General features: G+C 66.2%; 25 protein-coding genes and 3 tRNA genes. 9 read left to right on the top strand and 19 right to left on the bottom strand.

Annotated elements, in window-relative coordinates:
- Position 1: 1 nt before the first annotated feature.
- From nuoF to LHU95_RS06685, 15 genes are all read right to left on the bottom strand, one after another.
- Positions 2 to 1,300 (bottom strand): NADH-quinone oxidoreductase subunit NuoF, encoded by a 1,299-nt coding sequence (gene nuoF / locus LHU95_RS06755; protein WP_248710601.1) that lies wholly within the window; start codon positions 1,298 to 1,300, stop codon positions 2 to 4.
- A gap of 3 nt (positions 1,301 to 1,303) precedes the next feature.
- On the bottom strand, positions 1,304 to 1,906 hold the full coding sequence (locus LHU95_RS06750; RefSeq protein WP_248710600.1) for an NAD(P)H-dependent oxidoreductase subunit E: 603 nt from the start codon (positions 1,904 to 1,906) through the stop codon (positions 1,304 to 1,306).
- Positions 1,907 to 1,910: 4 nt separating this feature from the next.
- Positions 1,911 to 2,066 carry a hypothetical protein gene (locus LHU95_RS06745; protein ID WP_248710599.1) on the bottom strand — a complete coding sequence of 52 codons (156 nt, stop codon included), beginning with the start codon at positions 2,064 to 2,066 and terminating at the stop codon, positions 1,911 to 1,913.
- Entirely contained in the window at positions 2,063 to 3,232 is a 1,170-nt protein-coding gene (locus LHU95_RS06740) for an NADH-quinone oxidoreductase subunit D (RefSeq protein ID WP_248711516.1), read from the bottom strand. Before LHU95_RS06740 ends, LHU95_RS06745 begins: the two co-directional genes overlap by 4 nt.
- Before the next feature lie 59 nt (positions 3,233 to 3,291).
- Complete coding sequence (locus LHU95_RS06735; RefSeq protein WP_248711515.1) at positions 3,292 to 3,882, bottom strand: NADH-quinone oxidoreductase subunit C; 591 nt, start codon at positions 3,880 to 3,882, stop codon at positions 3,292 to 3,294.
- A gap of 40 nt (positions 3,883 to 3,922) precedes the next feature.
- Positions 3,923 to 4,456, bottom strand: coding sequence for an NADH-quinone oxidoreductase subunit B (locus LHU95_RS06730; RefSeq protein ID WP_248710598.1), 534 nt, complete (start codon positions 4,454 to 4,456; stop codon positions 3,923 to 3,925).
- Between the two features lie 5 nt (positions 4,457 to 4,461).
- Complete coding sequence (locus LHU95_RS06725; RefSeq protein ID WP_248710597.1) at positions 4,462 to 4,830, bottom strand: NADH-quinone oxidoreductase subunit A; 369 nt, start codon at positions 4,828 to 4,830, stop codon at positions 4,462 to 4,464.
- 232 nt (positions 4,831 to 5,062) lie between these two features.
- Positions 5,063 to 5,139, bottom strand: a tRNA-Asp gene (locus LHU95_RS06720).
- A gap of 64 nt (positions 5,140 to 5,203) precedes the next feature.
- A tRNA-Val gene (locus LHU95_RS06715) sits at positions 5,204 to 5,278 on the bottom strand.
- 91 nt (positions 5,279 to 5,369) lie between these two features.
- The gene (locus LHU95_RS06710; RefSeq protein ID WP_248710596.1) at positions 5,370 to 5,642 is read right to left on the bottom strand and encodes an HU family DNA-binding protein; all 273 of its coding nucleotides are present in this window, start codon (positions 5,640 to 5,642) and stop codon (positions 5,370 to 5,372) included.
- A gap of 232 nt (positions 5,643 to 5,874) precedes the next feature.
- Positions 5,875 to 8,271 (bottom strand): endopeptidase La, encoded by a 2,397-nt coding sequence (gene lon, locus LHU95_RS06705; RefSeq protein ID WP_248710595.1) that lies wholly within the window; start codon positions 8,269 to 8,271, stop codon positions 5,875 to 5,877.
- Between the two features lie 130 nt (positions 8,272 to 8,401).
- Positions 8,402 to 9,658 (bottom strand): ATP-dependent Clp protease ATP-binding subunit ClpX, encoded by a 1,257-nt coding sequence (clpX, locus tag LHU95_RS06700; protein ID WP_248710594.1) that lies wholly within the window; start codon positions 9,656 to 9,658, stop codon positions 8,402 to 8,404.
- Between the two features lie 159 nt (positions 9,659 to 9,817).
- Complete coding sequence (locus LHU95_RS06695) at positions 9,818 to 10,411, bottom strand: ATP-dependent Clp protease proteolytic subunit (protein WP_248711514.1); 594 nt, start codon at positions 10,409 to 10,411, stop codon at positions 9,818 to 9,820.
- 218 nt (positions 10,412 to 10,629) lie between these two features.
- Positions 10,630 to 11,952, bottom strand: a complete 1,323-nt coding sequence (gene tig / locus LHU95_RS06690) for a trigger factor (protein ID WP_248710593.1) — start codon at positions 11,950 to 11,952, stop codon at positions 10,630 to 10,632.
- 40 nt (positions 11,953 to 11,992) lie between these two features.
- Positions 11,993 to 12,077 (bottom strand) — tRNA-Leu (locus LHU95_RS06685).
- A gap of 68 nt (positions 12,078 to 12,145) precedes the next feature.
- Here LHU95_RS06685 and LHU95_RS06680 point away from each other — a divergent pair.
- Both LHU95_RS06680 and LHU95_RS06675 read left to right on the top strand, forming a co-directional pair.
- Positions 12,146 to 12,703: a DUF1643 domain-containing protein gene (locus LHU95_RS06680; protein WP_248710592.1), complete on the top strand. Its 558-nt coding sequence runs from the start codon at positions 12,146 to 12,148 to the stop codon at positions 12,701 to 12,703.
- Positions 12,697 to 13,341, top strand: coding sequence for a glutathione S-transferase N-terminal domain-containing protein (locus LHU95_RS06675; RefSeq protein ID WP_248710591.1), 645 nt, complete (start codon positions 12,697 to 12,699; stop codon positions 13,339 to 13,341). Before LHU95_RS06680 ends, LHU95_RS06675 begins: the two co-directional genes overlap by 7 nt.
- On the opposite strand, the gene LHU95_RS06670 is transcribed toward LHU95_RS06675, so the two are convergent.
- A complete protein-coding gene (locus tag LHU95_RS06670) occupies positions 13,338 to 15,725 on the bottom strand; it encodes a 1-deoxy-D-xylulose-5-phosphate synthase N-terminal domain-containing protein (protein ID WP_248710590.1) in 2,388 nt (795 codons plus the stop codon). The two genes, LHU95_RS06675 and LHU95_RS06670, sit on opposite strands and share 4 nt — an antisense overlap.
- A 54-nt stretch (positions 15,726 to 15,779) precedes the next feature.
- On the bottom strand, positions 15,780 to 17,180 hold the full coding sequence (locus LHU95_RS06665) for a malonyl-CoA decarboxylase (RefSeq protein WP_248710589.1): 1,401 nt from the start codon (positions 17,178 to 17,180) through the stop codon (positions 15,780 to 15,782).
- A gap of 135 nt (positions 17,181 to 17,315) precedes the next feature.
- Between LHU95_RS06665 and LHU95_RS23340 the strand changes: the two genes are divergently transcribed.
- Positions 17,316 to 20,684 carry a hypothetical protein gene (locus tag LHU95_RS23340; protein WP_283094293.1) on the top strand — a complete coding sequence of 1,123 codons (3,369 nt, stop codon included), beginning with the start codon at positions 17,316 to 17,318 and terminating at the stop codon, positions 20,682 to 20,684.
- A 15-nt stretch (positions 20,685 to 20,699) separates the two neighbouring features.
- Here the strand turns inward: LHU95_RS23340 and LHU95_RS06650 are convergent, their stop codons facing one another.
- Complete coding sequence (locus tag LHU95_RS06650; RefSeq protein WP_248710588.1) at positions 20,700 to 22,145, bottom strand: NAD(P)H-hydrate dehydratase; 1,446 nt, start codon at positions 22,143 to 22,145, stop codon at positions 20,700 to 20,702.
- 35 nt (positions 22,146 to 22,180) lie between these two features.
- On the opposite strand from LHU95_RS06650, the gene LHU95_RS06645 reads away from it, so the two are divergent.
- Positions 22,181 to 23,497 carry a sulfite oxidase gene (locus tag LHU95_RS06645; RefSeq protein WP_248710587.1) on the top strand — a complete coding sequence of 439 codons (1,317 nt, stop codon included), beginning with the start codon at positions 22,181 to 22,183 and terminating at the stop codon, positions 23,495 to 23,497.
- On the top strand, positions 23,497 to 23,838 hold the full coding sequence (locus LHU95_RS06640; RefSeq protein WP_248710586.1) for a cytochrome C-552: 342 nt from the start codon (positions 23,497 to 23,499) through the stop codon (positions 23,836 to 23,838). The genes LHU95_RS06645 and LHU95_RS06640 overlap by 1 nt, the downstream gene beginning before the upstream one ends.
- A gap of 81 nt (positions 23,839 to 23,919) precedes the next feature.
- On the opposite strand, the gene LHU95_RS06635 is transcribed toward LHU95_RS06640, so the two are convergent.
- The gene (locus LHU95_RS06635) at positions 23,920 to 24,378 is read right to left on the bottom strand and encodes a CBS domain-containing protein (protein WP_248710585.1); all 459 of its coding nucleotides are present in this window, start codon (positions 24,376 to 24,378) and stop codon (positions 23,920 to 23,922) included.
- Positions 24,379 to 24,618: 240 nt separating this feature from the next.
- Between LHU95_RS06635 and LHU95_RS06630 the strand changes: the two genes are divergently transcribed.
- From LHU95_RS06630 to LHU95_RS06615, 4 genes are read left to right on the top strand one after another with little or no spacing between them, the layout of a single operon-like run.
- Positions 24,619 to 25,248 carry a hypothetical protein gene (locus tag LHU95_RS06630; RefSeq protein ID WP_248710584.1) on the top strand — a complete coding sequence of 210 codons (630 nt, stop codon included), beginning with the start codon at positions 24,619 to 24,621 and terminating at the stop codon, positions 25,246 to 25,248.
- A gap of 33 nt (positions 25,249 to 25,281) precedes the next feature.
- The gene (gene parA, locus LHU95_RS06625) at positions 25,282 to 25,908 is read left to right on the top strand and encodes a ParA family partition ATPase (protein ID WP_248710583.1); all 627 of its coding nucleotides are present in this window, start codon (positions 25,282 to 25,284) and stop codon (positions 25,906 to 25,908) included.
- Positions 25,908 to 26,366, top strand: a complete 459-nt coding sequence (locus tag LHU95_RS06620; RefSeq protein ID WP_248710582.1) for a CopD family protein — start codon at positions 25,908 to 25,910, stop codon at positions 26,364 to 26,366. The genes parA and LHU95_RS06620 overlap by 1 nt, the downstream gene beginning before the upstream one ends.
- A complete protein-coding gene (locus LHU95_RS06615; RefSeq protein WP_248710581.1) occupies positions 26,363 to 26,788 on the top strand; it encodes a GNAT family N-acetyltransferase in 426 nt (141 codons plus the stop codon). Before LHU95_RS06620 ends, LHU95_RS06615 begins: the two co-directional genes overlap by 4 nt.
- The last annotated feature ends 42 nt before the right edge of the window (positions 26,789 to 26,830 follow it).

Raw genomic sequence — 26,830 nt, 5'->3', positions numbered from 1 at the left:
GTCACTCCGCCGCCATCGGGAGGTTCCGCGCCTTATAGGCCGCGATCCGCTCCTCCATCATCGGCCGGAAATGCCGGATCAGCCCCTGTACCGGCCATACGCCGCCATCGGCCAGGGCGCAGATGGTGTGGCCTTCGATCTGACGCGTCACCTGCTCCAGCACGTCAATTTCCTCGATCTCGGCGCGGCCTTCGACCATGCGGAGCATGACGCGGTTCACCCAGCCCATGCCCTCGCGGCACGGCGTGCATTGGCCGCAGCTCTCATGCTTGTAGAAGGCCGAGAGACGCTGGATCGCCTTGATCAGGTCGGTGGACTTGTCCATCACGATCACGCCCGCGGTGCCCAGGCCCGTGCGATGCTCGCGCAGCGCGTCGAAATCCATCAGCACATCGTCGCATACTGCCTTGGGGATCATCGGCGTGGAGGACCCACCCGGGATCACCGCCAACAGATTATCCCAGCCGCCGCGCACGCCGCCCGCATAGCGGTCGATCAGCTCGCGCAGCGGGATGCTCATCTCGGCTTCCACATTGCACGGCTTGTTCACATGGCCTTGCAGGCAGAAAATCTTCGTGCCCGAATTCTTCGGCCGGCCAAAGCTGGAGAACCAGGAGGCGCCACGCCGCAGGATGGTCGGCACCACGGCGATGGTCTCGACATTGTTCACCGTGGTCGGGCAGCCATAGAGCCCTACCGCCGCCGGGAAGGGTGGCTTCAGCCGCGGCATGCCCTTCTTGCCTTCGAGGCTCTCGATCAGCGCCGTCTCTTCGCCGCAGATATAGGCGCCAGCGCCGCGATGCACATAAAGCTCGAAATCATAGCCCGAGCCGCAGGCATTCTTGCCCAGCAAGCCAGCCTCGTAAGCCTCGTCAATCGCGGCCTGGAGGATCTGGATCTCGTTGTAGTATTCGCCGCGCACATAGATGTAGCCGGCCACCGCCCCCATCGCGAAACCGGCGATCAGGCAGCCTTCCACCAGCTTGTGCGGATCATGGCGAATGATGTCGCGATCCTTGCAGGTGCCGGGCTCGCTCTCATCACCATTCACGACCAGGTACGAGGGCCGGCCCTCGATCGGCGCCTTGGGCATGAAGGACCACTTCATGCCGGTCGGGAAGCCGGCGCCGCCGCGGCCGCGCAGGCCGGAATTCTTGACCTCCTCGACCAGCGCGTCGCGCCCCTTGGAAAGCAATTCCTTCGTGCCGTCCCAATCGCCCCGCATGCGCGCGGCGGCCAGGTTCCAGGGCTGCGCGCCGTAGAGATTGGTGAAGATGCGGTCCTTGTCGGAGAGCGCCATGTCTCAGTCCTCCGCCCCGTTCAGCACTTGCGGCCCACCGACCGGCGCGGAGGTCTGCCGCCCGATGACAGAGCCCGGCTTCGGCCGCTCGCCACGCTTCAGCGCTTCCAGCAGCTTCACCGTGCTGTCGTAGTCCATGTCCTCATAATAGTCGTCATCCACCTGCAGGATCGGCGCGTTCACGCAGCCGCCCAGGCACTCGACTTCCGTCAGCGTGAAATTGCCGTCGGCGCTGGTATCGCCATAGCCCTTGAGGTGCCCCGCATCCTTGCAGGCGCGCAGCACATCATCCGAGCCGCGCAGCCAGCAGGGCGTCGTGCCGCAGACCTGCAGATGGAAGCGGCCAATCGGCTTGGTGTTGTACATGAAGTAGAAGGTCGCGACTTCATAGACGCGCATCGGCGCCATGCCGAGCCGTTCGGCGATCACATCCATCGCCACGCGCGGCACCCAGGCCGAGCCGGTCTCCCGCCCCATCTGTTTCTGCGCGATGTAAAGCAGCGGCATCACCGCACTGGCCTGCCGGCCAGCCGGATAGCGCGCAATCACGGTCTCGATCTGCGCGAGGCTCGATGCGTCGAAGGCGAAATGCGTGGGCTCGGTCATGAGGCTAGATTATCCGCAGGAAGGAAAGGGCCACGGTCACGATCACGGCGATCCAGAGTGGCGTCCAACCCCAGGCCGGGCGGACGAGACGCAGGAGAAGGCCGACCAGCAAGGCCGGAACATAAAGGCTGGCAAAGCTGAGGATGACATCCCCGTTCACCGATCAATCTCGCCGAAGACGATGTCGAGACTGCCGATGATCGCCACCGCATCAGCCAGCATATGGCCCTTGGAGAGCACCTCCATCGCCTGGAGATGCGCATAGCCGGGTGCCCGGATCTTGCAGCGGTAGGGCTTGTTCGTGCCATCGGCCACCAGATAGACGCCGAACTCGCCCTTTGGCGCCTCGGTGACGGTGTAGGTGCTGCCGGCGGGCACGTGATAGCCCTCGGTGTAGAGCTTGAAGTGATGGATCAGCGCCTCCATCGAGCGCTTCATCTGCCCGCGCGTGGGCGGGACGATCTTGTTGTCCAGCACCTTGATGGGGCCAGGCTTCATCTGGTCCAGGCATTGGCGAATGATGCGCAGCGATTGCCGCATCTCCTGCATGCGGAGCAGATAGCGGTCATAGCAATCGCCATTGCGGCCGACCGGCACGTCGAACTCCATCCGGTCATAGACGTCGTATGGCTGCGACTTGCGTAAATCCCACGCGACACCCGAGGCGCGCAGGCATGGCCCCGAGAAACCCCACTCCATCGCCTGTTCGGCCGTCATCACGCCGATATCCACGGTGCGCTGCTTGAAGATGCGGTTGTTGGTCAGCAGCCCTTCCAGCTCATCCAGGAAGCCCGGGAATTGCTTCATCCAGGTTTCCAGCTTGGGCACCAGCGCCGCAGGAATGTCCTTCGCCACGCCGCCGGGCCGGAAATAATTGGCGTGGTAATGACTGCCCGAGGTCATCTCGTACATCTCAAGCAGATGCTCGCGCTGCTCGAAGCCCCAGAGGGCCGGCGTAATGGCGCCGCAATCCAGCGCATAGGTCGTCACGTTCAGCAGATGGTTCAGGATGCGCGTGATCTCGGCGAACATCACGCGGATATATTGCGCGCGCTCCGGCACATCCTTCTCGATGCCCAGCAGCCGCTCGGTGGCGATGGCGAAGCTGTGCTCCATGCACATCGGACTGACGTAATCCAGCCGGTCGAAATAGGGCAGCGCCTGGATATAGGTCTTGTACTCGATCAGCTTCTCGGTGCCGCGATGCAGCAGGCCGATATGCGGATCGGCACGCTCCACCACCTCGCCCTTCATCTCCAGGATGAGGCGCAGCACGCCGTGCGCTGCCGGGTGCTGCGGGCCGAAATTGATGGTGTGGCTGTCCATCTCGACGATGCGGCGCGCCGTCTCGCTTTGCGGCACTTCGCCAATGGGGCTGAGGTCGCTCACGGCTTATCGCCCCCCTTCTCTTCCACGCTGATGCGGTTCAGGTGGATCTTCTCGTCGCCCGGCAGCGTCGTCATGGCTTCCCAAGGGCTCATGAAGTCGAAATTGCGGAAATCCTGCACGAGTTGAACGGGCTCCTGCACCACGCGGCCAGCTTCGGCGTCGTAGCGCATTTCCACGAAGCCGGTCAGCGGGAAGTCCTTGCGCAGCGGGTGGCCTTCGAAGCCGTAATCCGTCAGCAGCCGGCGCAAATCCGCGAGACCCGCGAAGACGACGCCATACATGTCCCAGGTTTCCCGCTCGAACCAAGTGGCGGTGGGCCAGATGGCGGCGACACTCGGCACCGGGGCTACGGCGTCCGTCATCGTGATCACACGCACCCGCTCATTCCGCGTGAGCGAGAGCAGATTATACACGACGTCAAAGCGCTCCGGCCGCTCAGGCCAATCCACGCCACAGACATCCATCAGCTGTGCGAAATCGAGCGAAGGCGTGTCCCGCAGCAGCGCCATCAGCGGCAGCAGGGCATCGCGCGCCACATGCAGCACAAGCTCGGCGCCGGCACGCTCCCGCGTGAATTCAACCGGCAGGCGATCCGCAACCAGGCTGCGCAGTTCGGTTTCGAGCGCATCAACCACGGAGGATGGTCCCCGTACGGCGAATCTTCTTCTGCAATTGCAGGATCCCATACACCAGCGCCTCGGCCGTGGGCGGGCAGCCGGGGACGTAGATATCAACCGGTACGATGCGGTCGCATCCGCGGACCACGCTGTAGCTGTAGTGGTAATAGCCGCCGCCATTGGCGCAGGAGCCCATGGAGATGACCCAGCGCGGCTCGCTCATCTGGTCGTAGACCTTGCGCAGGGCGGGGGCCATCTTGTTGGTCAGCGTGCCGGCGACGATCATCACATCCGACTGGCGCGGCGAACCGCGCGGGATGATGCCGAAACGGTCCAGGTCATAGCGCGCCATATAGGCGTGGATCATCGGCACGGCGCAGCAGGCCAGGCCAAAGGTCATCGGCCAGAGCGAGCCTGTGCGCGCCCAGTTCACAACCTTGTCGAGATTGGCGACGACGAAGCCCTTCTCCTCGATCTCGCCGGTGACGGCGCGGATCACGGCGTCCTGCGGGGCGCCCTCTGGGTTCCAGGCGATCTCGTTCATGGTGGCTATTCCCAATCCAGGGCGCCTTTGCGCCACTCATAGATGAAGCCCACCGTCAGCACGCCGAGAAAGCCCATCATCGAGAAGAAGCCGACCCAGCCGATCTCACCCAGCGTCACAGCCCAGGGAAACAGGAACGCCACCTCCAGGTCGAAGATGATGAAGAGGATGGCGACCAGGTAGAAGCGCACATCAAAGCGCCGGCGCGTATCATCGAAGGGCGCGAAGCCGCACTCATAGGCCGAGAGCTTTTCCGCATTGGGCTTTTGCCGCGCCAGCAGAAGACTGCCACCCACCATCGCCACGGCGATGCCACCGGCGATCCCCAGGAAAACGAGGATGGGGAAATACTGGGCGAGCAGCGGCTGCGTCATCTTTGCCTCGGCGAATCTCGTTCCGCGCCCACTCCTTGCCGCGCTGCCGCGACCGATGGGCGTTGGGCCAGCGGGGCGGGAATGCCTCTCTGACGCAGCGCACCATACAGCAACCCAGGGGCGGACCGCCATAGGGGCGCGCGGTTAAACCCACGTCAGCGCAGGGCTTTCCCAAGCGCTTCGATGCAGGAATGAAATGGGAAGAGGAACCTGGCGAGACCAGGAAAACGTCTGGCGCGAGTGACGGGGCTCGAACCCGCGACCTCCGGCGTGACAGGCCGGCGCTCTAACCGACTGAGCTACACCCGCGTAAGACGAAGGGGCGTTTAGGCCCCGCTCCCCTGGCTGTCAACCAACCGCCGGAGGAAAAGAATGGTGGGCGCTGACGGGGTCGAACCGCCGACATCCTGCGTGTAAAGCAGGCGCTCTACCTCTGAGCTAAGCGCCCCCAGGAGGTGCATCCTGGAATGGGCACCACGCACGCAAGAAGGGCCAGCCCCTTGCCAGGGCTGGCCCTCCACGCAACCTCTGATGCCAGCTTAGTTCACGGCTTCCTTGAGGTTCTTGCCGGCCTTGAACCGGACGGTCGTCGAAGCGGGGATCTTGATTTCCTCGCCCGTGCGCGGGTTGCGGCCCTTGCCGGCCTTACGCTTGCTGGTGCTGAAGGTGCCGAAGCCGACGAGGCGGACTTCCTGCTTCTTCTTCAGCGCCTTCATGATCGCCTCGAACACCGAGTCGAGCACATCTCCGGCCTTCGCCTTCGACAATTCGCCCGTCTCGGCGACAACGGCAACGAGATCCTGCTTGTTCATGGGAAGACCCCCCTTTTGAACGGCCTGCTGACGTGAAGACCGATTCTTCCCGCTGGCCCGCGACGACACTAAACGGCGGTTTTCCGCCGCGTCAATGATGAGGGTACGCGATTCGTGGCGGATTGCCTCGCTTTTTTGGGGATAGCTTGCGCAAACCCTTGATGGACGTGGTGAAAATGAAAAAGGGCGCCACCGAAGTGACGCCCTTCCCGCTTCCCGCAAGCACGCCCGATCAGTGCGGGCGAACCGCCGTACCCGATTCGACGGGCGGCACTGGCGTCTCCTCTGGTTCCACCCAGGTGATGGGCTCCGGCGGGCGCACCAAGGCTTGGCTGATCACCTGGTCCACGTGACTGACCGCAATGATCTTCAGCGCCTTCTTCACGCTCTCCGGGATGTCCGCCAGGTCCTTCTCATTGTCCTTGGGGATGAAGACCGTGGTGATCCCCGCACGCAGGGCCGCCAGCAGCTTCTCCTTCAGGCCACCGATGGGCAGCACGCGGCCACGCAGCGTGATCTCGCCCGTCATCGCCACCTCGCGCCGCACGGGGATACCCGTGAGGACGGAGATGATGGATGTCGCCATCGCCACACCGGCACTCGGCCCATCCTTCGGCGTGGCCCCTTCGGGCACATGCACATGGATGTCACGCTTCTCGAACAAGGTCGGCTTGATGCCGAAGGTGATCGAACGCGAGCGCACATAGGAGAGCGCGGCACTCACCGATTCCTTCATCACATCGCCCAGCTGGCCCGTCGGCTTGATGTTGCCCTTGCCGGGCACCACCACGCTTTCAATGGAGAGGATCTCGCCCCCCACCTCGGTCCAGGCGAGGCCGGTGACGACGCCCACCATGTCCTCGCTCTCGGCCTCGCCATAGCGGAACTTCTTGATGCCCGCGTATTTCTCGAGGTTCTTGCGATTGATGGCGACCTTCTTGGCCTTGGCCGAGACGATTTCCTTCACCGCCTTGCGCGCCAGGCCACCCAGCTCGCGCTCCAGGTTCCGCACGCCCGCCTCACGCGTGTAGTAGCGCACGAGGTCCAGCAGCGCCTCATCCGTCAGCGACCATTCGCTGGGCTTCAGACCATTCGCCTCGGTCACCTTGGGCATGAGGTGGCGCTTCGCGATCTGCACCTTCTCATCTTCGGTGTAGCCGGGGATGCGGATGATCTCCATGCGGTCCAGCAGCGGCTGTGGCATGCGCAGCGAATTGGCGGTCGTGATGAACATCACGTCGCTCAGGTCGTAATCCACCTCCAGATAGTGATCGGCGAAGGTGCCGTTCTGCTCCGGGTCCAGCACCTCCAGCAGGGCGCTAGAGGGGTCGCCGCGCCAATCGGCGCCGAGCTTGTCGATCTCGTCCAGCAGGAAGAGCGGATTGCTGGTCTTCGCCTTCTTCATGCCCTGGATCACCTTGCCCGGCATGGAGCCGATATAGGTGCGCCGGTGGCCGCGAATCTCCGCCTCATCCCGCACGCCGCCCAGCGACATGCGCACGAAGGCGCGGCCCGTCGCCTTGGCGATGGACTTGCCGAGTGACGTCTTGCCCACGCCGGGCGGCCCCACCAGGCAGAGGATCGGCCCACGGATCTTCTTGCTGCGCGATTGCACGGCCAGATACTCGATGATCCGTTCCTTGACCTTCTCCAGGCCATAATGGTCGGCGTCGAGCACCTTCTCGGCCGCCACGATGTCGCGGCGGACCACGCTGCGCTTCTTCCAGGGGATGCTGAGGATCCAGTCGAGGTAGTTGCGCACCACCGTCGCCTCGGCCGACATGGGCGACATGGTGCGCAGCTTCTTCAGCTCCGCCATCGCCTTGTCATGCGCTTCCTTGGTGAGCTTGGTGGCCTTGATCTTGGCCTCGATTTCGGCGGTCTCATCCTTGCCGTCCTCGCCCTCGCCCAGCTCCTTCTGGATCGCCTTCATCTGCTCATTCAGGTAGTATTCGCGCTGGGTCTTTTCCATCTGCCGCTTCACGCGGCTGCGGATGCGCTTTTCCACCTGCAGGACGCTCATCTCGCCTTCCATATGCGAGAAGACACGCTCCAGCCGGGCCGAAACCGAGGCGATTTCCAGCAATTCCTGCTTCTCGGGGATCTTGATGGAAAGATGGCTCGCCACCGTATCCGCAAGCTTGCCCGCATCCTCGATCTGGTTGATCGAGACCAGCACCTCGGGCGCGATCTTCTTGTTGAGCTTGATGTAGCTCTCGAATTGCGAGATCACGGTGCGCATCAGCGCCTCGACCTCGCGCTTCTCCGAGGCCGCCTCGGGGACGGTTTCGGTGAAGGCTTCGAAGTAGTTCTCGGTCTCCTTGAAGCCCACGATCTTCGCACGGCGCCCGCCCTCGACCAGCACCTTCACGGTGCCATCCGGCAGCTTCAGCAATTGCAGCACGGTGGAGACGGTGCCCGTCTCGAAGAGGTCGGCGGCGCCAGGATCATCCTGCAGCGCGTTCTTCTGCGCGACGAGGAGGATCTGCTTGTCGTCCCGCATCACGGCTTCCAGCGCGCGCACGGATTTCTCGCGGCCGACAAAGAGCGGCACGATCATGTGCGGGAAGACAACAATATCCCGCAGCGGCAGGACGGGAAGGAGTTCGCCGCGAATGGTTTCCGTCATAAGGACCTCACTAGGACAGTCGGCTGGGCGGACGCCCGAATTCGGCACGCCCACCCGAAGCCACGGGTTGATCTTGTCATTTGGTCATGAAGGGCCGGCAAACAAGCCGCCCCTTCAGGCAGCTCCGGTCTCAGGCGGAACTCTGCTCGGCGGCCTTCTCGCCGTAGATGAAGAGCGGCTGGGCGCGCACCTCGGCCACTTCGCGGTTCACCACCACCTCCTCGACGTCGCTCAGGCCGGGCAGCTCGAACATGGTGGTCAGCAGGATCTGCTCCATGATAGAGCGCAGCCCGCGGGCGCCCGTCTTGCGCTGGATGGCGCGGGTGGCGACGGATTTCAGCGCGTCCTCGGTGAAGGTGAGCTTTGCTCCCTCCATCTCGAACAGGCGCTGATACTGCTTGAGCAGCGCGTTCTTCGGCCGCGTCAGGATCTCGATGAGGGCCTTCTCATCCAGATCCTCCAGCGTGGCGACAACCGGCAGGCGGCCGATGAATTCCGGGATCAGGCCGAATTTCAGCAGATCCTCGGGCTCCACCTCGCGCAGCACGGCACCCATGCGGCGATCCTCGGGGCTGCGGACCTCGGCGCCATAGCCGATGCCCGAGCCCTTGCCGCGCGCGCCGATGATCCGCTCCAGCCCGGCGAAGGCGCCGCCGCAGATGAAGAGGATGTTGGTCGTGTCCACCTGCAGGAATTCCTGCTGCGGATGCTTGCGCCCGCCCTGCGGCGGCACGGAGGCGACGGTGCCCTCCATGATCTTCAGCAGCGCCTGCTGCACGCCCTCGCCCGAGACGTCCCGCGTGATGGACGGGTTGTCCGACTTGCGGGAAATCTTGTCCACTTCGTCAATATAGACGATGCCGCGCTGCGCCCGCTCCACGTTGTAATCGGCCGCCTGCAAAAGCTTGAGGATGATGTTCTCGACATCCTCGCCCACATAGCCGGCCTCGGTCAGCGTCGTCGCATCGGCCATGGTGAAGGGCACGTCGAGGATGCGGGCCAGCGTCTGCGCGAGCAGCGTCTTGCCCGAGCCCGTCGGCCCGATCAGCATGATGTTGGACTTGGCGATCTCGACGTCGTTGTTCTTCGCCACGGCGGCCAGACGCTTGTAGTGGTTGTGCACCGCGACCGAGAGCACCTTCTTCGCGTGCTCCTGCCCGATCACATAATCATCGAGGACCTTGCAGATTTCCTTCGGCGTGGGGACGCCATCGCGCGTCTTCACCATATGCGTCTTGTGCTCTTCACGGATGATATCCATGCAGAGTTCGACGCATTCATCGCAGATGAAGACGGTGGGGCCCGCGATGAGCTTGCGCACCTCATGCTGCGACTTCCCGCAGAAGGAGCAGTAAAGGGTATTCTTGCTATCGCCAGACTTGCTCATGCGCACTCCTCACGGCTGGAAGGGACCCGGCTGTCCGCTCTCGAGCCGCGTTTCAATATCGTGACCCGGGAATCTAGCCTCCCAGGGGCCCCCAAGGGAAGCACTGCTCCCTCGGAAGGCTCGTCCTGTGCTCTTTATCCCTGAATTCCACTCAACAGATCAGGGCTTTGCCGCTTCCGGCGTGGCGGGGCGCTTATCCACCACCTGGTCAATCAGGCCCCAGTCACGCGCTTCCTCGGCCGACATGTAGCTGTCGCGCTCGAGCTTGGATTCGATGGCCTCGACCGGCTGGCCCGTGTGGGTGACGTAGATCTGGTTGAGCCGCTTGCGCAATTCCAGGATCTCGCGCGCCTGGATTTCGATATCCGTGGCCTGGCCCTGCGCGCCGCCCGAGGGCTGGTGGACCATCACGCGCGCATTCGGCAGCGCGAAGCGCTTGCCCTTGGCGCCGGCGGTCAGCAGCAGCGAGCCCATCGAGGCGGCCATGCCCATGCACAGCGTGCTGACCGGGCTGCGAACGAACTGCATGGTGTCATAGATGGCAAGGCCAGCGCTGACCACACCGCCTGGGCTATTGATATAGAACGAGATTTCCTTGTTGGGATTCTCGCTCTCCAGGAAGAGCAGCTGGGCGCAGATCAGGCTTGAGACGCCATCATAGACCGGCCCGGTCAGGAAAATGATCCGCTCCTTCAGGAGGCGGGAATAGATGTCATAGGCGCGCTCACCGCGGCTGGATTGCTCCACCACCATGGGAACGAGAGAATTATTATAGATTTCAACAGGATCACGGTCCTGCGTCCCAACATATCGCACGTCTCGAATTCCCATCGGCTGAGGTCCGCCCCAGGATGGGCACGGCCTGGTTAAGGCCGGGCGAATCGTGCCCCGGCCCCTCGGTCAGAAACAGCATGTGGGCAGAGACGGCCCCAGGGAAAGAGGGGGGCGAAAATCACCCCCTCCCCGTGGGTTCAAATCTGCTGGGCAGCCTCGGCCAAGGCCTCAGGCGTCACAGTTTCTTCCTCGACCTTGGCCAATTCCAGCATGAAGTCCACGACCTTCTCCTCGAAGATCGGGCTGCGCAGGTTTTCCAGCGCCTGCGGGTTCTTCTGGAAGAAGTCGAAGACCTGCTTTTCCTGGCCCGGATAGCGCTGCACCTCGGCGCGCATGGCGTTGCCGAGTTCCTCACGCGTTACCGTGATGTTGTTGGTGGTGCCGATCTCGGAGAGCAGCAGGCCCAGGCGGATCCGGCGCTCGGCGATGGCTCGATATTCGGCCTTCAGCGTGTCCTCGTCCTTGCCCGCATCGTCGCCATCCAGCTTGCCGGCCTTCATATCGGCCTCGACACGCTGCCAGATCTGGCTGAACTCGTTCTCCACCATGCCGCCGGGCACTTCGAAGCTGGCGCGTTCGGCCAAGGCGTCCAGCAGCTTGCGCTTCAGCGCCATGCGGCTCTGGCCGTCATATTCGCGCTGGAGGCTTTCCAGGATCACTTCGCGCAGCTTCTCGAAGCTCTCCAGCCCGAGCGTCTTGGCCAGTTCGTCATCCAGCGCGGGCTTGGAATAGATCTTCAGCGCCTTGGCGGTGACAGTGAATTCCGCATCCTTGCCAGCCAGGTCGGCCGAGCCGTAATCGGCCGGGAAGCTGGTCTTGACGATGCGCTCCTCGCCCGGGGCCATGCCTTCCATCTGCTCGGTAAAGCCCGGGATGAAGCCGGGGCCGGCCACCTCGATGGGCATGTCCGTCGCCGAGCCGCCCGGGAACTCCTCACCGCCGATGCGGCCCACAAAGTCGCAGACCAGCACTTCGCCCTTGGCGGCGGGGCGGGCTTCCGTCTCTTCCAGGCTGGCCTGGCGGCGCGTGATGCTGTCCAGCGCCTTGGTGACCTCATCCTCACCCGGAGCGGCCTTGAGGCGCGTCAGGCTGATGCCGGCGAAGTCGGGCATCGGGATCACCGGCAGGACTTCGACATCCATGCGGAATTCGAGATCCCCGCCATCCGCGAAATTCACCAGTTCGATCTTGGGCTGCAGCGCGGGGCGCAGGTTGTTCTCGGTGACGACCTTGCCGGTGGCTTCCTGGACGGAGGCTTCCAGCACTTCACCCATCACGGCCTGGCCGTAGCGCGCCAGCACCACCTTCTGCGGCACCTTGCCGGGGCGGAAGCCGGGCAGCTTCATGTCCTTGGCCAGTTCCGCCAGGCGCTTGTCCTTCTGGGCGGCGATGCTCGTCGCGGGAACCACCACCGTATAGGCCCGCTTGAGCCCTTCGTTCGCGACCTCAGTGACCTGCATAATAAGTGATTCCGTTCGTGCGTTGCGGGACCCGGCCAAGTGGTGCGGGCGGAGGGATTTGAACCCCCACGGCTTGCGCCACTGGAACCTAAATCCAGCGTGTCTGCCAATTCCACCACGCCCGCGTGACCGCGTGGCCATAGGGAGAGCCGCGCGTGTAGCCGAAAGCGCGGGGTCCGCCAATACTCGCCCCATGGTGGATTCGCATGACCCCGGCGGCAAGGTCCGCCTGAAGCTGGCCTCCGACATCGTCTCGGCGGCGGCTTTCTCGGAATGCCGGCGCTGGCGCTGGTGGCTGGAACGGCGCTGGGACGGCCAACCCATCGGCACGCCGGGCTTTGCCGTGGTGATCGGAATGAACCCCTCCACCGCCGATCTGGACGCGGATGACCCGACCGTGGCCGGCTGTGTGTTCCGCGCACGGTATCGCTGGGGCCTGCCCGGCCTCGTCATGCTCAACGCCTTCGCCTACCGCGCGACCGACAAGAAGCGGCTGCTGGGGGTTGCGGACCCGGTGGGCGCGGAAAATGACGCGACGATCCTGCATTACGCCCGGAGTGCCGCGCTGGTCGTGGTGGCCTGGGGGCAGCCGCCCAAGGCACTGATGGAGCGCGGTGCGGCGGTGGCGGCGCTGCTGCGCGGCGCCGGAGTGACGCCGGTGTGCTTTGGCGTGAATGGCGATGGCAGCCCCAAGCATCCGCTCTATCAGAAGCGCGACGCGGTGTTGGTCCCCTGGGGCGCCCCATGCTGACCATCTGGGGACGGCGCACCTCCTCCAATGTCCAGGCGCTGATGTGGTGCGTGGGCGAATTGGGCCTCGATTATCAACGGCATGATGCAGGCCATCGCTTCGGCGGCACCGATACGCCGGAATTCCTCGCCATGAACCCGAACGGGACCGTGCCGGTGCTGCGCGATGGCGCGAGGGAACCCATTTGGGAGACCGGCGCCATCCTGCGCTACCTCGCGGCGCGGCACGGCCCGGAGGCCTTCTGGCCGGCCGATCCCGCGGCTCGGGCGGTGGTGGATCAATGGGCGGAGTGGGCGAAGATCAATGTGGCGCTGGCTTTCACCGCGCCGATCTTCTGGCGCGTGGTTCGGACCTCGGCCTTGGCCCGCGATCCGGCGGCTATCGCGGCGGGGATCGCAAAGCTTGACCCGTTTCTTGACATTGCCGAGTCGGCGCTGCGTAACACCGCGTTCCTGGCAGGCCCGAATTTTACCCTGGGCGATATCCAGCTCGGCCACGTGCTCTACCGATATTTCGACATCGCCATTGACCGGAAGCCCAGGCCTGCTCTGCGAGCCTACTACGAGGCGCTCACCACGCGCCCCGCCTATCGCGCGCATGTGATGATCTCTTATGAGGAGCTTCGCGCGCTGAATTAGCCCAGCAGCAATTCCGCGCAGGCGTCCAGCACCGCCGCCTCATCCAGCCCATATTCGGCATAGAGGGCCGGGATATCGCCCCCCTGCCCAAAGCGATCCACGCCCAGCGCCGCGATCCGGTGCCCGCGCACGCCGCCCATCCAGTCCAGTGCCGCAGGATGCCCGTCCAGCAGCGTCACGATCCCGGCCCCGGGAGCCAGCGGCGCGAGGAGCTTTTCGATCTGCGAAGCCTCTCCCCCCGGCCCGCCACGCGCCCGCTTGCGCGAGGCGAGCCACCCCTGGTGCAGCCGGTCGGGCGAAGTGACGGCCAGCAGCCCGGCCCCCGGTTCCTCAGCCCGCAGCGCCTCGAAGGCGGCCATCGCCTCGGGTGCCACCGGCCCCTGATAGGCGATCGCGATCCGCGCGCCGGCCGCTGGCGGCACCATCCAGTAGCCCCCCGCGATCACCTGCGCCGGGTCCAGCACGCGGTCCGGCTGGGCCAGCCCGCGGGTTGAAAGCCGCAGCCAGACCGAAGATCCCTCCGGTTCCTGCATATGCGCGAAGGCATGCCGCATGAGAATGGCGAGTTCATCGGCAAAGGCCGGCTCAAACGCCGCAAGCCGGTCCTGCGCCATGCCGATCAGCGGCGTGTTCACCGATTGATGCTGCCCGCCCTCCGCCGCCAGCGTAATGCCGGAGGGCGTGCTGACCAGCAGAAAGCGCGCATCCATGTAGCAACCATAGATCAGCGCATCGAGGCCGCGATTGACGAAGGGATCATACACGGTCCCGATCGGCAGCAGCCGGGCGCCGTAAAGCCGGTCCGAAAGCCCCAGCGCCGCCAGCACCAGGAACAAATTCTGCTCGGCGATGCCAAGCTCCACATGCTGCCCCTCGGGCGACATGCCCCAGCGCTGCGCCGAGGCGAGCTTGGCGTCACGGAACACGTCATTCTTCAGGTGCCGGTCGAAAATGCCGCGCCGGTTGACCCAGGGGCCAAGATTGGTGGAGACGGTCACATCCGGGCTGGTGGTGACGATGCGCGCCGCCATGGGCGCGAATTCGCCCTCGCCACGGCCGATTCCGGCCAGGATTTCGCCAAAGGCCGCCTGGGTGGAGAGCTTGCGCCCCGCCGGCACGCGCGGCACGGGCAAGACCGCCGGGATGGGGATCTTCGGCGAGGTCAGGCTGCGGCCCTCGGGCGTCAGCTTCTGCGCAAAGGGGATGCTGGCGATGAAGCCGCGCATTTCCTCGGCGGAGATCTCCAGCCCCTCGAACTCGTCCCATTCATGGCCGGGGCGGATGTTCATGGCGCGACGGAACACCTCCATCTGCTCCTTCGTCATCAGCCCGGCATGGTTGTCCTTGTGGCCGGCAAAGGGCAGGCCCATGCCCTTCACCGTATAGGCGATGAAGCAGCTGGGCTGGTCGCCCGCCGCATCCTGGGCGCGGAAGGCCTCCATCAGTGTCTCGATGTCATGGCCGCCGAGGTTGTTCATCAGCGCGGCCAATTCGTCATCGCTCAGCGGATCAATGATGCTGCGCAGCCCCTCCTCACGCCCGAGTTCGGCCAGCAGGGCCGCGCGCCAGGCAGCCCCGCCCTGGAAGGTCAGCGCGGCGTAGAGGCTGTTGGGGCAGTCATCAATCCAGCGGCGCAGGCTCTCGCCCCCTGGCCGCGCAAAGGCCGCCTGCAGCTTGCGGCCATATTTGAGGGTGACGACATTCCAGCCCATGTCGCGGAACAGGCCTTCGATGCGGCCAAACAGGCGGTCCTGCACCACGGAATCCAGGCTCTGGCGGTTGTAATCAATCACCCACCAGACATTGCGAATATCGTGCTTCCAGCCCTCCAGCAGGGCCTCGTAGATGTTGCCCTCATCCAGTTCCGCATCGCCCACGATGGCAACGTGCCGCCCAGCGGGCAGCCCCTCCGGCGCCAGCTTCTTCAGCCGCACATAATCCTGCACCAGGCTGCCGAAGCTGGTCAGCGCCACGCCAAGCCCGACCGAGCCCGTGGAAAAATCCACCTCGCCGCCATCCTTCATGCGCGAGGGATAGGGCTGGATGCCGCCGAATTGCCTGAGCGTGGCCAGCCGCTCCGGCGCCTGCCGGCCCAGCAGCAGGTTCATCGCGTGGAAGACCGGCCCGGCATGCGGCTTCACCGCGATGCGATCGGCCGGCTTGAGGATGTCGAAATACAGCGCCGTCAGGATCGAAATGACGGAGGCGCAGGAGGCCTGGTGTCCGCCCACCTTCAACCCGTCCCGATTGGGGCGGATATGGTTGGCGTGGTGAATCATCCAGGCCGAAATCCAGAGCAGCTTGCGCTCGACGGCGTTCAGCAAAGCCACCCGCCGCGCATCATCCGGGGCATTGGCGCGGAAGAGGGGCAATTGCTGGTTCATGGCGGATCGTTCCTGGCGTTTGTCCCAGCTTAGCGCGAACCCGCCCTGACGTGGCTACCCCTTCACCAGCTTGCGCACGGCGCTGGCCATGGCGCGCTTGCCCTCACCCGCATAGGCCTCGTGGTTATCTTCAATATATTCCGGATCGTAGAGGTAGTTCACCATCAGGCCCGCACTTTCCCGCATGCCCTTGACCGATGTATCCGCGCGCCAGTTGATCCGCTCCACCCGGGCGCCGTTTGAAAGATGGAAATGCGCCACGGGGTCAGCCGCCCGCTTCGGGTTGCGGCCGGTCTCCAGCGCGACGAAACGGGCGCAGAGGCGCACCAGCACAGGCTCCAGCACCTTCGTCACCGCGGGCGACCATTCCTTGCGGACCAACAGCAGATGCAGCGCAGCGCCGGGCGAGGTCTCGGCCGGCGCGCCGGCCGCGGTGCGGATGGCGGTCACTTCATCGGGCAGCAGGAGGCCTGGATCACCGGCATCATCACGCGCGGAAAGCCAGCGGCAGAAGCCCGGCACGGGCGAAAGTGTGGCGAATTGCTTCAGGCCACGGAATTCCTGGCCCAGCACCTCGACCACGCGCTTGATGAGGAAATTGCCGAACGCAATGCCATCCAGCCCGCGCTGGCAGTTGTTGATGGAATAGAAAATGGCGGTATCCGCCAGATTCGGGTCCATCACCTCGGCCTTGGGGTCGAGCAGCGCCTGCACCGAGCCGGCCAGACCCTTCATCAGCGCGATCTCGACGAAGATCAGCGGCTCCTCGGGCATGCGCGGGTGAAAAAAGGCGTAGCAGCGGCGGTCCGAATCCAGACGGTTCTTGAGGTCGTCCCAGCTTTCGATCCGGTGCACCGCCTCGTAGCGGATCAGCTTTTCCAGCAGGGCCGCCGGGCTGTTCCAGTCAATCCGGCGCAACTCCAGGAAGCCGAGGTCAAACCAGGAGGTGAGCAGCGTCTTGAGATCAGCCTCCAGGGCTTCCAGCAACGGATCGGTCTCGGCGGCGCGCAGCACATCGGCGCGCAAATCCACCAGGAGCTTCATGCCGTCGGGGATGGCGGTGAACTGCGTCAGCAGCCGGATGCGGGGACTTTCAAGCGCCCGGCGCAGCCGCACCTTGGCGGCAGCCTTGCCCGGCCCGTCACTGGCTTTGGTCCATTCCCCAATCGCGCGCTCGACGGCCTTGGGGTCGGCATCGAAGCCGGCCAGGATGCGCAGGAACAGCACGCGCTCCACCTCGGAGAAGCCGCGATAGGCGGCGGCAAGCTTCGCGGCACGCGCGCGGGCCGAGACCTCGCCACCACGCGCCGCAAGGCAGGCCTGCATCTGGGCGGCCACATCCTCGACCTCGTCGCGCCCGCCCACCCGGTCGGCCATGTCACGCCAGAGGCCGGTAACGCGGCGGAGCGCGCGGTCCACCAGGGAGTCGGGCGGCGACAAAACCGTATCGGGCATCAGGCAACTCCCATTCTCAGGCTTGAGTCTAGCGCGGAAACATTCGGAAATAAAGCGAGAAAACACGCAATCCCGATGGACAGGGTGAAGCCTCGATTGCTTAACTTGATATTAAAATAAGGTGAGCGAACGAACATGGCCTCCTTCACCATACACGGCACCACTGGTGCGCCACTGATCCAATTCGGCACCGCCAGCGCCGATGTGTTCAGCACGGCGGGGATCCAGGGCCTGCTGGCGCCTGGCCTGGCGCAGAACGCCCTGGGGGGCTTCGACACGCTCAATCTGCGCGGCCTCGGCCCGCTCGTGGTCACCGATGCGGCCTTCGCGGGCCTGCTGAATTTCGAACGGCTCGACCTCGCCTCTCTCAGTGCCACCAGCATCACGCTCTCGGCCAATGCCGCGCTCGCCTTTGGCGGCATGATGGAGTTGCGGGCCTTCCGCGGGACGCTGACGCTGGACGGGACGGCACTTTCCGCCACGACGCAGCTCCTCGTCCGGGGAGGGCAAGCCGGGGACTCGCTGACCGGCGGCGCGGGCGATGACAGGCTGCTGGGGCGCGTCGGCGACGATACCATCGAGGGCGGCGGCGGGCATGACACGCTGTTCGGCGGCACAGGCGAGGATGCGCTCTCGGGCGGTGATGGCAATGACCAGCTCTTCGGTGAAGCCGGCCAGGACAGCCTCTCGGGCGGCGAGGGCCAGGACCGGCTGGGCGGTGGCGAAGGCGATGATGTCCTGGAGGGCGGGGCGGGCCAGGATACGCTGCTGGGCAATGCCGGCGATGACATCCTGCGCGGCGATGCGGGCGCCGATGTGTTGCGCGGCGGCGAGGGGCTGGACCTGATCGATGGTGGCACCGGGGATGATGTGCTGGAAGGTGGCGCGGAGGCAGATGTCTTCAGGCTCTCGGCCGGCACGGATTTCATCAGCGATTTCAACCTGGCAGAGGGGGACCGCCTGGATGTCAGCGGGCTCGAGATCCGCAATCTGGCGCAGTTCCAGGCCATCGCCACGCAGGTCGGGACCACCTTGCGCATCAACACCGCGCCTGGGGAGGTTACCCGGCTGCGCAATGTGACGCTGGCCGATCTCGGGGCCGATGACCTGATCCTCGCGGCCGGCCGCGCGCCCACCGACATCGCCTTTGCTGCCGGGCCCCTCATCGTTACCGGCGCGGCCAATGGCGGCACGGGCCTCTCCGGCGTGGGCATCCTGACCGCCACCGACCCCGATGCCGGCGACAGCATCACCTTCACCGTGGATGACCCGCGCTTCACCATCGCCTTCGGCGCCTTTCTCTGGGTGGCCGGCACGCCCTTCGACTTCGCCGACCAGGCGAGCGTCACCCTGAACATCACCGCGACCGACAGCTACGGGCTATCCTATTCGGAGGCTTTCACCATCGCGGTCAGCGCGCCTGGCCTCGGCACCAACAACCTGACCGTCAGTGAAAATCTCTCGGCGGGGGCCGTGGTGGGCACCTGGCAGGCGCTGGATTTCATCCCCGTGGGCGAGGTCAGCTTCGAGGTTGTGACCGTCGGCTCTGCCTTCACCTTCGATGGTGACCGCCTGGTCACGACGCAGACGCTGGATTTCGAAACCCTGGCCAGCCACGACATCATCGTGCGGCTGCGCGACTCAGGGGCCGATCCCGATGATGCGAGCGATGACCGCGTCTTGGTGCGCAGCGTCACCATCACCGTGGAGGATCGCGATGATGTGGGCATCGTTCTGGCGGTCACGCGCGATCTCCCCGATCCGGTGCTGCCCGGCACCTCCTCGGATCTGACGCTGTTCGATGCCGCGGATTCCGTGACCGGAAGCTTCATGCCGGACCGGTTCAGCCTGGTGGGCAGCGTGACAGGCGGCAATGGGATGGCCGGCCTGAATGGCAGCCCGGGCGCCGCGGGCGCTGAAACCTTCATCTTTGGCCCGGTGATCAACACGCGCGTCGTGCAGGATGGCGCCGATGGCGCGGCGGGCGGCGCGGGCACGGCAGGCGGTGCGGCGACGGCGCGGGCAGGCTCCCTCACCGCGCGCCTGGGCAATGACCCGGCGGCACTGGCGGATGACATGTTCCTGCTGGAAATCACGGCGAGGGCGGGCTCTGGCGGCCAAGGCGCGGTTGGCGGCGCAGGCGGGAACAGCGCCCTTGAGGCCGATCACACGGACGTCAACGCCAACACAGGCGCCGTGATCGCCGGCGTCAACGACACCACCGGGCAAGGCGGCATGGGTGGCGCTGGCGGTGCGGGCGGCGCAGGCGGCGAGGCCGAGGCGCTCCTTATCGGCTTCGATGCGAGTTTCACCAATCGCGCGGCACTGACATTGAACAGCACGGCCCTGGGTGGCGCAGGTGGCGATGGCAGCCAGGGCGGCGCGGGCGGCATCGGGCGCTTCGATGCCGATCTGAGCCTGGCCGGCGATGGTGGCGAAGGCGGGGTGGGCGGTGCCGGTGGGCGCGGTGGCGACGCCATCTCCCTTGTTGCGGCGGCGGGGGGTGGTTTTGGCGGAGGGGACCTCTCCTTCACCATCTTCTCCATCGCCCGGGGTGGCCAGGGTGGACAGGGCGGCGCGGGCGGCGCGCCCGGCATCAACCAGAGCACCGTCTCGGAAACCCAGTTCGGCGAGGAAATCATCTCCATCACCGACATCACGACGGGCCGCGATATCGGCGGGGCGGGCGGCCGGGGCGGCGATGGCGGCGATGCGGCCGCCATCATCAACGACCTGCGCATCGGCGGCTATGTCGCGAACCCGGCCAGCACCCTGGTCCGACTGCAGGCGGAAGCGACCGCCGGCATGGGTGGCGCGGGGGGCCTGGGCAGCACCGATATCGGCGAAGACGGCGTGGCGGGCGACGGCTTCATGACCGAGACCAGCTTCGCCGGCATCGCGGGTGCCGATGGCGCGGCGGGCGCCCAGGGCACGGCCAGCATCACCATGGGGATCAACCACATCTATCTGGAGGGCGGCGATGACGTCCTGCAGATCGCAGCCTTCTTCAGCGGCGCCACGCATGAGCTGACCTTTGTCGGCAATGTCTTCGATGGCGGCGCCGGGGATGACCATCTCGATCTCTCGGCCTTCTATGGCTTCGCCGTGACGCTCGACGTCGCGCAGAACCGCATGATGTTCGGCACCAGCCCGTGGAACAGCGTGAGCGGCTTCGAGAGCTTCCACGGCACCGAAGGCGATGACGTCTTCCTCGATGGCGCGGATGCGCAGGTCTATGAGGGCGGCAGCGGGCGGGATCGCTTCGCCTTCGCCGCAGGCCACGGCAATGACAGCATCCGCGACTTCACGCAGGGCGAGGATGAGATTGACTTTTCCGCCTTTGCCGGCGTGGGCTTCGCGGATCTGCAAATCACCTATGGCGGTGACGGAACGCCGTCGGACCCGGCCTATGTGGTGGTTTCGGCCAATGCGGGGAGCGACAGCATCAGCATCTCCCTCGGCGCACCCACCACGCTGGCCGCGTCCGACTTCATCTTCGCCTGAAGCGGCCAGGCGGCATCAGGCTTCGGGAGCGCCGCCGGCCGCCACGAACGCCTGCGGCAGCGCCATGGGCAAGTCCTCGGCGAGCAGCCCCGGGCCGATGCGCCGCGCCGCCTCGCCCTGCAGCCAGGCGGCAGCGCAGGCCGCTTCATAGGCGGGCAGGCCCTGGGCCAGCAGCGCCGCCGCCAACCCCGCCAGTACATCGCCCGTCCCCCCCGTCGCGAGCCAGGGCGGGGCATTGTGATTGATCGCCACACGCCCATCCGGGGCGGCGATGATACTGTCCGAGCCCTTCAGCAGCACGACGGCGCCGGTCTGCGCCGCGGCTGCACGCACGGCAGTCAGGCGATCCTCCCCGGGGGCGCCGAAGCCGCGCGCGAATTCGCCCGCATGCGGCGTCAGGATGGCAGCGCCGCGCAGCAATTCGGGCCGGCCCGCGCAGGCGGTCAGCGCCCCCGCATCGGCCACCACGCGCCGGCCCGCCCCGAGCAACGCCGCCAAGGCACCGCGCGTCGTCGCATCGGGCGGCAGGCCAGGGCCCAGCAGGACCACCGCGCGCCGCACATCCGCCAGGATCTGGCCGAGCAGCGCGCCCATGCCCCGCACCTCCAGCACCAGGGCGCCAGGCTCCGCCAGGCGGTGCGATGCGGCGCTGGCCGCATCGGCGCAGGCGAGCGTCACCAGCCCGGCCCCCGCCCGCCGCGCCGCCCGCGCGGCGAGCAGGGCAGCGCCGCTCATTCCCGCGCCAGAGAGAACGGTGACATGGCCGCGACTGTGCTTGTGGGTCGTCGCATCCGGGCGCGGCAGGGACCAGAGTGCCGGCCCATTGGCGAAGGCCCGCGGGCGGATGCTGTCCAGGACGGCCGCCGGCAGGCCGATATCGGCGAGGAGCAAGTCGCCACAGAGATCACGCCCCGGCAGCAGCAGATGGCCCGGCTTGCGGCGGAAAAACGTGACCGTCAGGGCCGCCTGGGCCGCAAAGCCGCGCAGCGCGCCGGTGGCGCCGCAGACACCGGAGGGGATATCCACGGCAATGATAGGCGCCCTTGCCGCCGCCAGAACCTCGGCCACCAGGCCAACCACCGGCCGCGCCAGCCCGGCACCGAACACCGCATCCACGATGAGGCCGGCGCGCCGCACCTCGGCCACGGAGAAATCCCGCATCGGCCCTCGCCAAGCGGCGGCTGCCACCAGCGCATCGCCACGGGGCGGAGCCAGGGCAGCGACCGCCACATCCCAGCCCGCGCGCTCCAGCCGCCGGGCGATCACATAGCCATCGCCGCCATTATGCCCCGGCCCGGCCAGCACCAGCACCCGAGCGGGGCGAAACCGTGATAGAATGGCCAGCGCCACGGCCCGCCCGGCGGCCTCCATCAGCGCCGGTCCGGCGCCGGCCAGACGATCAGCCTGCGCCATCTCGGTGGGCGTCAGAAGCTCCGGGGGGATTGCCGTGGCTGGTCTCATGACCGACATAATGCGCGGGTTAAGGGAGAACTCACATGGCCAAGAAGATCGAACGATCGGTCCAGGAACTCTACCGCAATGACCCCGAGAGGGCCGATGCCCTGGTCTGGGGCCGACGCGGGGCACTCAAGGCTGCCGCGCTGGCCTCGATGGGTGCTGCGGTGGGCGGTGCCATCCCCTTCGCCAGCCATATGCCGGGCGGCCTGCTCCCGGCGCTGTTCAGCCGGCCGGCCGCGGCCCAGACAGCGCCCGCCGTGTTCCGCATGGATGGCAAGGCCGAACTCATCTTGCTGGGCGACCGCCCGCTGGTCGGCGAAACACCCGAACATATGCTCGATGAGCCGGTCACCAGCTTCCGGCATTTCTTCGTCCGCAATAATGGCCAAATCCCCGAGCCGCTGACCACCGACCCCAATGCCTGGCGCCTGACGATTGATGGCGAGGTGAACACGCCGCTCTCACTCACGGTTGGCGAGTTGCGGACGCGCTTCCCCAACGTGACCCGCCAGTTGCAGATGGAATGCGGCGGCAATGGCCGCAGCTTCTTCACCCCGCAAACGCGCGGCAACCAATGGGGCAATGGCGCGATCAGCAATGGCGAATGGACCGGCGTGCGCCTGCGCGACGTGCTGACGGCAGCCGGGCTGAAGCCCTCGGCCGTCTTCACCGCGCATTTCGGGGCGGACCCGCATCTCTCGGGCGCAACCGACCGCCAGGCGATCAGCCGCGGCATGCCGCTGGCCAAGGCGATGGATGAGGATACGATCATCGCCTTCGCGCTGAATGGCGCGCCCATCCCGCATATCCATGGCGCGCCGCTGCGGATGGTGACGCCGGGCTGGCCGGGCAGCCTCAGCCAGAAATGGCTCACCCGCATCTGGCTGCGCGACAAGCCGCATGACGGCGCCGGCATGGGCGGCACCAGCTATCGCGTGCCGGTGCGGCCCATCGTTCCGGGCAGCAACAACAACGGTGCGGATTTCACGGACATGCACAGCATGCCGGTGCGCTCCATCCTCTCCTCGCATGCGCATGGCTCACGGCTGCCGGCCGGCACGCGCAGCCTGGACCTGCGCGGCGCCGCCTGGGCCGGGGATCTGACGGTGCGCGCTGTGGATGTCAGCGTGGATTTCGGCGCGAGCTGGACGGCCATGCAGGTGGCAGCGCCCGCCAATCGCCATGCCTGGCAACGCTGGCAGGGCCGCGTGACTTTGCCATCCGACGGGTATTTCGAAATCTGGTACCGCGCGACGGACAGCCAGGGCCTGATGCAGCCACTGGCTGCGGCCAACTGGAACCCGCAGGGCTATTCGGCCAATCCCATCAGCCGCGCCGCGGTGCTGGTCGGCTGATGCGGCGCCTCATTCTGCTCGGCGTGTGCCTGGCCGGGGCCGCCCTGGCCCAGGCGCCCGCCAACCCCGACGCCCCGGGCGGCGAGGACCCCTCGGTCCTGCCGGCCGGAAATGGCCAGGAGGAGGTGTTCTACACCTGCACGGCCTGCCACAGCAGCGCGATCATCCGGCGCAGCGGCTTTCGCCGGGACCAATGGGACGGGCTGATGGACTGGATGACGGAAAAGCACGGGATGAACCCGCTGGAGGGCGCCGAGCGCACCCTGATCGTGGACTACCTGGCGCAGCATTTCGGCGCCCGCTCCGCCCCGGCGCGGGGGCGAAATCCCTTCCTCAACTGATGCGGCTTGCGGGTGCGGGAAGCCAGGCTTCACGCCCCCCGAGACAGGCCTCGGCCAGGTGGCCAGCGGCCTGACCGGCCATCAGGCCACGCGGCCCAGGCCGTAGCCACGCCCGATCACATAGGCCTGCAGCGACTCCACATCGCTCTGCTGGCTGTTGATGCGGTAGCGCACCAGGTCACGGATCGAGACAATGCCGCAGAGCCGCCGATCGGAGTCGACCACGGGCAGATGGCGGAAATAGCCGGCATCCATCACCTCCATCGCCTCATGCACCGAGGTGGCGGCGGTGACGACCTGCACCTCATGCGTCATCAGCGCCGAGACGCGCAGATCAAGCAGGCCGGCGCCGTGCTGTGTCAGGCCACGCACCACATCGCGCTCACTGAGGATACCGACCAGGGCGCCCTCGGCATCACAGACGACCACGGCGCCGATGCGCTGGCGCGAGATGATCTCGGCCGCCTCCATCACCATGGATTCGGGCAACACCGAAATGACGGAAGAACCCTTTTGGCTGAGCACGGCACCGACGGTCATGGCTGCATCCTTGCGCAAGGAAATGGACAGGGATCGCCTATAGCCGACAAGCTTGCTCGGAGATGAGGGTTTCCGCGCGGATGTCCAAGAGTTCATCCGGCCATCATGCACCGCGCGGCTTCGCACCTGGAGCATGGCCGCGCACAAGCCCCCAAGCCCCGGGCTCCAGCTGGAGAGTGTTCAGGCATCCTGATCCGCCCGCGCGTTTCCGTTTGCACGGCGGATGCCCTAACAGGACACATGCCCCTGACCATCGCCTGCCTGCACACGGCCCACAGCAACGTCCCGCTCTTCGAGGCCGCGGCGCAGGCCTTGCCTGGCGGCGCACTGCGGCTGACGCATCATGTGCATCCAGCGCTACTGCGCGAGCCCACGCCCGACACGCTGCGTGAAGCAGCCACGCTGCTGCATGATCTGGCGCAGGTTGCGGATGCCGTGCTGCTGACCTGCTCCACCATCGGCGCCGCCGCGGCACTCGCGCAGGATGCGGCACGGCCGGTCCTGCGCGCCGATGGCGCCCTGGCGGAAGCGGCCACACGCACGGGCGGCAGGGTGCAGGTGCTCTACGCCGCCCCCACCACACGCGCGCCCACGCAGGCCGTCTTCGAGGCCGCCGCGGCGCGGACCGGCGCCACATTGCATCTGCATCTGGTGGAAGGCGCCTGGGCGATGTTCCTGGCCGGCGATCTGGCCGCGTATCACGCCCGCATTGCCGAGACGGCGCGGGGCTTGCCCGGCCGGATCGTGCTGGCGCAGGCCTCTATGGCGGGTGCGGCAGCCCTCATGCCGGAGGCGCCGCCCTTGACCGTCCCGGCCATCGGCGTGATGGCGGCCGCACGCGCGGCGCTCACGGCCCGCGATTCGCGCTAGACTGAGGGTTCACGATTCGCAGGAGGGCGGAAAATGGCCTTCATCATCGCCGTCGCCCAGCAAAAGGGAGGGGCCGGGAAATCCACCCTGGCCTCCAACCTCGCCGTCGCGTTGCTGCAAGGGGGCAAGCGCGTCGCCCTGCTGGACACCGACCCACAGGCCAGCCTGACGCGCTGGCACGAGCTTCGGCCGCAGACTGCAGCACGGCTGCTGTTCGAGGCGCCCTCCGGCTGGCGCGTGACCGGCGCGCTCGACAAGCTCAAGCGGAATGCCGATTTCATCGTCATGGACACCCCACCCCATGCCGATACCGATAGCCGGATCGCCATCCGCGCCGCCGATCTCGTTCTGATCCCGCTGCAAGCCTCCCTGCCCGATCTCTGGGCCAGCGAGGCGACCATCGCGCTGGCCGAGGGCGAAAAGCGCATGCACCGCCTGGTGCTGAACCGCCTGCCCGCTTCGGGCCGGCTGCGCGATGTCGTTCTGGCGGAGCTTGCGCGGCGCAAGGCGCCGGTGATGACGCAGACGCTGGGCAATCGCTCGGCCTTTGCCGCCGCCTTCGCGCTCGGGCAGGGTGTGACGGAATCCGCCGCGCGCAGCCCGGCGGCCGATGAAATCCGGGCACTCGCCGAAGCGCTCACCAAGCTGAAGGGCAAATGATGTCGGCCAATATTGCTTTCGCCTTGCATGTGGTCTTCGCGGCGATCTGGGTGGGCGGCATGGCCTTTGCCATCCTGGCCTTGCGCCCGGCCCTGGCCGTGCTGGAGCCGCCGCAGCGCATCGCCCTGATGGGGCGGGTGCACAAGCGCTTCTTCCTCATCGTCTGGCACGCCATGCCGATCGTGCTGCTCAGCGGCTATTTCCTGCTGTTCGGCCATTATGGCGGGTTCCGGGGCGTGGGCTGGCCCGTGCATGTGATGCATCTCACCGGGTTGGTCATGGCGGGCGTCTATCTCACCATCTTCTTCGGCGCCTGGAAGCGGATGCGCCTCGCTCTCGCCACCGGCGACATGGCGGGGGCCGCCGCCGCCAATGAGCGCATCCGGCTTCTGGTCACGGGCAATCTCCTGCTTGGGCTGCTGACATTGGGCATCGCGGCATGGGGGCGCCTCGCGTGAAACCGAATCTCACCATCCGCGACGATGACTACCCCGAGTTGGAAGCCGTTGCCGCCATCCAGCGCGGCCTGCACGGCTACAACCAGGAACGCGGCGGCCCCTATGACCGTGAGCCGGTAACGGTGCTGGCCCGGGATGAGGAGGAGGTGGTGAAGGGCGGCCTGCTCGGCCTCACCTACTGGAACTGGCTGTTCATCGACTGGCTCTGGCTGGCACCCGAGATGCGCGGCCAGGGCCTGGGGACCGAGTTGCTGAATCGCGCCGAAGCACAGGCCCGCGCCCGCGGTTGCACCGCAGCCTACACCGATACCTTCAGCTTCCACGCGCCGCATTTCTGGACGCGCAATGGCTGGGTGGAAGCCGGGCGGCTGGATGGCATGCCGCCCGGGCATGCACGCATCTGGTACCGCAAGACGCTGTAGCGAGCCGGAAGATCATCCGCTCAGATGGTAGCATCTGAGCGG

Origin of the sequence: Sediminicoccus sp. KRV36 (assembly GCF_023243115.1) — a bacterium.
Classification (GTDB): Bacteria; Pseudomonadota; Alphaproteobacteria; order Acetobacterales; family Acetobacteraceae; genus Roseococcus.
Note: the sequence above shows the minus strand (reverse complement) of the source record. Positions and strands in the feature narration are given on the sequence as shown.